The organism is uncultured Flavobacterium sp. (genome assembly GCF_963975005.1).
Lineage (GTDB): Bacteria > Bacteroidota > Bacteroidia > Flavobacteriales > Flavobacteriaceae > Flavobacterium.
In genome coordinates, this window is sequence record NZ_CAXBFR010000171.1 from 1 (window position 1) to 4,593 (window position 4,593).

Genomic DNA, 4,593 nt, shown 5'->3' on the forward strand with positions numbered 1-4,593 from the left:
CTTTATTAGATCCGTAGCTCCTTTGAAAAAAGAAATAATTTCCATTTGGCGTTAAGCTTGGACAGGTTTCGTCAAATTCAGAATTGTTTTTGCTAAAATTTATACCCTATACGCAAGTGCATGTTTAATTCCATTTCACTTTTGTTCTCTAAATAACCAGCGCGTTTAGCAAATGTGTAACTAAATCCTGCACCAAGACCTGCTTCATAATTAAAGTGTTTCCCTAAATTTCTTCTAATTCCCCAAGTGGGTATAATGGAGAAATCACTTACTAAAGGAGCATCGTCAGTATTGAACAGCGCCAATTCTGGATGATAACCCATTTTTAAAGCAATAAAATTGCCACTATTTCCATCAGTTGGTTTTGAGTTCTCTGAGCGTTTTTTGAGGTTGTAATAGAATCTTGGCTCCACAACTATTACAGGTGTTAGTAGAAATGGAGAATCATAATCGTCATAAAACGTAGATTCCCAAATACCAAAATCAAAACCGAGCTCTGTTCTCAGTGCTACGGTATTTGATAGTTTTGCTTCATTATATGCCCAGATTCCTAGAACTCCAGTTTGTAATCCGAATATTGATTTTTCTACACTTGTGTTTTGAGCTTTAGCGATTAATGTTAGTCCGCACAAGGTCAAGGTAATTAAAGTTTTTTTCATGATGATGTTTTTTTGATTAATGATGATTATGGATTGATATTTGTATGAAGTTTACCTTCTTGAAAAAGTAGAATTAAATAATGGTTTTAGTTATTTTGTTTTTTTGAAATGCTTCCGTTCGCTTTATTTGTTCTTTGAGATTCCATTCAAAATCAAATCTATTCTTTCAAAATAAAAAGATTGAATCGAGTCCGATTTCAGTTCTTTGCTGGATGTAGTGCTATTATATTTTCATATTCATTGCCTCAGTGACTTCACTCAACGTTCCAATAGCTGTTTCTCTCGCTTTACTTATACCTTTAAGCAAAATATCCCTGACATAATCTTTATTTTTTTCAAGCTCTATTCTTTTTTTTCTAATAGGCTCAAAATATGTGTTTATGGCTTCTTCTGTTAGCTGTTTAAGTTTTCCTGAACCTTGGTCGCCAATATTATCAGCAATATCTGTTGGACTTTTATCTGAACATAAGGAAGCTAACTTAAGTAAGTTGGAAACCTCTGGTCTGTTTTCGGGGTCGTAAGATATGTAACGACTTGAATCAGTTTTGGCAGATTTTATTAGTTTTGCTGTTTCGTCAGCTGTTGACTTTATCATAATTGAATTGTTGCGACTTTTACTCATTTTTTGAATACCGTCTAACCCATGAATAGTAGGGTTATCAGTAAAAAGTGCAACTGGTTCTGTAAAAATATTTTTATTGAATTTGCTATTAAAGCGCTTTGCAATTTTCCGAGTTAATTCTATATGAGGTAATTGATCTTTTCCAACAGGAACCACATTACTTTTACAAAACAAAATGTCAGCAGCTTGATGAACTGGATAGATATACATTCCTGCATTAATATTACTCAGTCCTGAAGCAGTAATTTCTTCTTTAACAGTTGGATTTTTGTTTAATTCTGAACTGGAAACTAATGTCAGAAATGGAATAGTTAGTTGATTTAATTCAGGAATATGACTATGTGGAAAAATATGAGTTTTATAATTTTCAGGGTCTAATCCACAGGCTAAATAGTCCAAAGTTAGTTCATAGGTGAATTTTGAAATTTCATTAAAAACATTTCTATCTGTCAACACTTGATAATCAGCAATTAAAATATAAGTCTCAATTCCTAAGCTTTGTAATTTTAATCGGTTTATAATTGAGCCAAAATAGTGTCCAAGATGCAAATTACCTGTAGGTCTATCTCCCGTTAATACGCGATACTTATGAGGATTCTTATACAAATCATTTTCTAATAATTTGCTTTGCTCTTTTGCTTTTTCAAAACTTTTATTTATCATTTTTTGTTTAATTTTATTCAAGTAAGTTCAATTTTTCTCATTACCCACAACGATCTCGGCTATGAGTAGTTTCGTGGATAAGCACTTAACGTTGGAAGTATAAACCAAACTAAAAATTCGTGAGGATTTTCAGAAGTAGGAGAGAAAATCAATTACTTATAGCCACTGTGCCTGTTGCACAACTACATTTTTCAATCAATCAAGTTACTTTTATCAAATGAGAAATACAATTACGCCTCAAAATCATGAGCTTATGAATTGTTTGGAATCTGAAAAACCAATCATTTCTCAAGATTTTGAATTGTGCAACGGTTACCACTGTTGTGTTCCGTTTTAATTTAATTTTACTTATGGCTAGGTCTTATGCCAAAAATTAGTAAATAACCAATCATCCAAAATTCTCCAATGGTTGCAGGTAGAGTAAGAAATCTATTGAAGCTAAAATCAATTCCTGCGTAGTGTATAACTGTAGAAATTAGATAGCCTATACCACCTAAAATAATAACTCTCCCTAACCAGACAGGCATCCTTTTAGATTTGATAACTATGTATCCCATTGGAAATAGCCATAACCCGAAAAATAGGCCACCAATACCCCAAGCATTCGAAATAATATTTTGAAAAACCTGAATTAGTAAAACTTTGTCTTCCATAGCACTTATTTCAGAATTTGCAATACCTATTGCTGAGGCGATTGAAATTGCACTTATCATAATGGCTAAAGCATTTACCATTCCCCATATACCTAGAGTCCAAGCTTCCCATTCATAATTATCTTTAAATAATTTGAAAAACCAAACTGCGGTAAGTGCCTGAGAAATTACTATACCAAATTCTAATAGCAACCTAATTCTTGCTGTAGATTCTAATTCTACTAAATTTGTTAGCGTTTGTTCAGGATTACCAGACACAAATATTTGAGAATGAAAGACCATAAACCCTAGAATTCCTGTAATAGCCATCATTAAATACCATAAGCCAGTTATTCTAGCTGTCTTAATTAATCTTTTTTGTTCTGTATTTGCAATCATAGATGATTTATTTTTATTATTTTATACTAATTCTGACTCTGTATAAGAGTAATTGTTACAGTTTTGCCCTAATGGCACACAACGTGTTTGTATATGGTTTGTTGCGTGTTTTAAGCAACTAATTACCGACCAAGAAAGTCCGCAAGGACTTTCGCAAGTAGGCAAAAAGCCAGCAATAAATTATTTACGGTGTTACCAAACGTATTTGTTGATATTACCAGCTTCGAAATCATTCCTCTTGATTAATATATTTTAACCCTTCGTATAAAGCTACTAATGGTACAGAGCGATGGTTTTCTTTTTCAAAATATTCTATTTCGATATTTAGAGGTTTATCCGATTTCTTTGTTATTAAAGTATTAAGAGAGTCGTGTCTTTGTTTATTCCTTTCGTAATTAGCCTCTCCTTGATTGGCAGTAGCGATATAAAGTTTTTTATCTAATGATATTGAGGAAATAGAATCAACTTTGTTTTTCATCATCTCCTCATTCCACCAAATACTTGGGTCTATAGAAATGTAAGCATTGAATACGCTATTTTCATCCATATAGGAATTTAGTGTAAGTAGTCCTCCTAAAGAGTGCCCAACAAGAGTTCTAAACGGTTCTGTCTTATACTTTTTATCAATATAAGGTACTAGTTCTTTCTCAATGAAATTCAAAAAAATCCTTCCACCTCCCATATTATTCGGTCGTTTGGTCTTAATTTTTGTAACTGTAAAATCTCGTTCTCGGTCAACATTCTCTATGGCTATAATAATACTTTCAGGCATTAAATTGTTTCGATTCCTATTAGAACTCATAAAATGTACTATTCCAGATGCTGTTTTAAAATGAGTATATCCATCCAATAATATGATAACTGGATATTTTTTATCAACTTCAGATGAATTATTGTATGAATCAGGAAGACTTATTAAACAGGTTCTTTCTTCATCTAAAATATTAGATTTAATAACGAACTTACTTCCTACTATAATATCTGTTTCATTCTGTCCAAATGTGGTTTGTACTCCTGAAAGAAGAATATATAAAATTACAAATGTCAAATTTTTCATAGTTTGCTTTGACTGTACATTAAGTGCGAAGTTTTTCTTTTTATAAATTTCGTAACCTGAACTTACCATTATGGCAGTACCAAAATTCCAATCATCATTTACATCGTCTTCAATATCATATAGTGCTGGTGAATCTATTGCTAAACCAACTCCACCATGAATCCACCATCTATCTTTTACCCAATATTGTAGCGATGGAATAAAGCCTCCAAAGTTCCTGTCATTATCTTTAAATTCGTATATGTTTCCTGGCATAGCGGCAGTTATGGCAAGATTTTCATTCAACATATAGCCCAACTTTACATCTGGAAAAACAAACGTTCCTTGAGATGTGTCGAACGTTTGAATACCTTCACTATCTTCTAAACTGATTAGACCTCCACCTACTGAAAATTCAATAATAAAGCCATCTCGCTGTGTTGTTGTTTTAGAATCTGCGTTTTGTGCATATGTTATACTTGATACTAATGCAAAGGCTACACAAGCCACTTTTAATCCGATTTGTTTTTTGATTGTTTTCATTTTAATTGATTTCATGATTGTTCGTTTTTTGATTGTTTG

General features: G+C 32.3%; 4 protein-coding genes. All 4 read right to left on the bottom strand.

What is annotated here, in order from left to right; translation table 11 throughout:
* Positions 1-92: 92 nt before the first annotated feature.
* Positions 93-659, bottom strand: coding sequence for a hypothetical protein (locus tag AACZ53_RS13900; protein WP_339839679.1), 567 nt, complete (start codon positions 657-659; stop codon positions 93-95).
* 223 nt (positions 660-882) lie between these two features.
* The gene (gene trpS, locus AACZ53_RS13905; protein WP_339839682.1) at positions 883-1,944 is read right to left on the bottom strand and encodes a tryptophan--tRNA ligase; all 1,062 of its coding nucleotides are present in this window, start codon (positions 1,942-1,944) and stop codon (positions 883-885) included.
* Positions 1,945-2,288: 344 nt separating this feature from the next.
* Complete coding sequence (locus tag AACZ53_RS13910) at positions 2,289-2,975, bottom strand: DUF4386 domain-containing protein (protein ID WP_339839684.1); 687 nt, start codon at positions 2,973-2,975, stop codon at positions 2,289-2,291.
* 229 nt (positions 2,976-3,204) lie between these two features.
* On the bottom strand, positions 3,205-4,593 hold a 1,389-nt coding region (locus AACZ53_RS13915; RefSeq protein ID WP_339839687.1), incomplete at its 5' end, for an alpha/beta hydrolase-fold protein.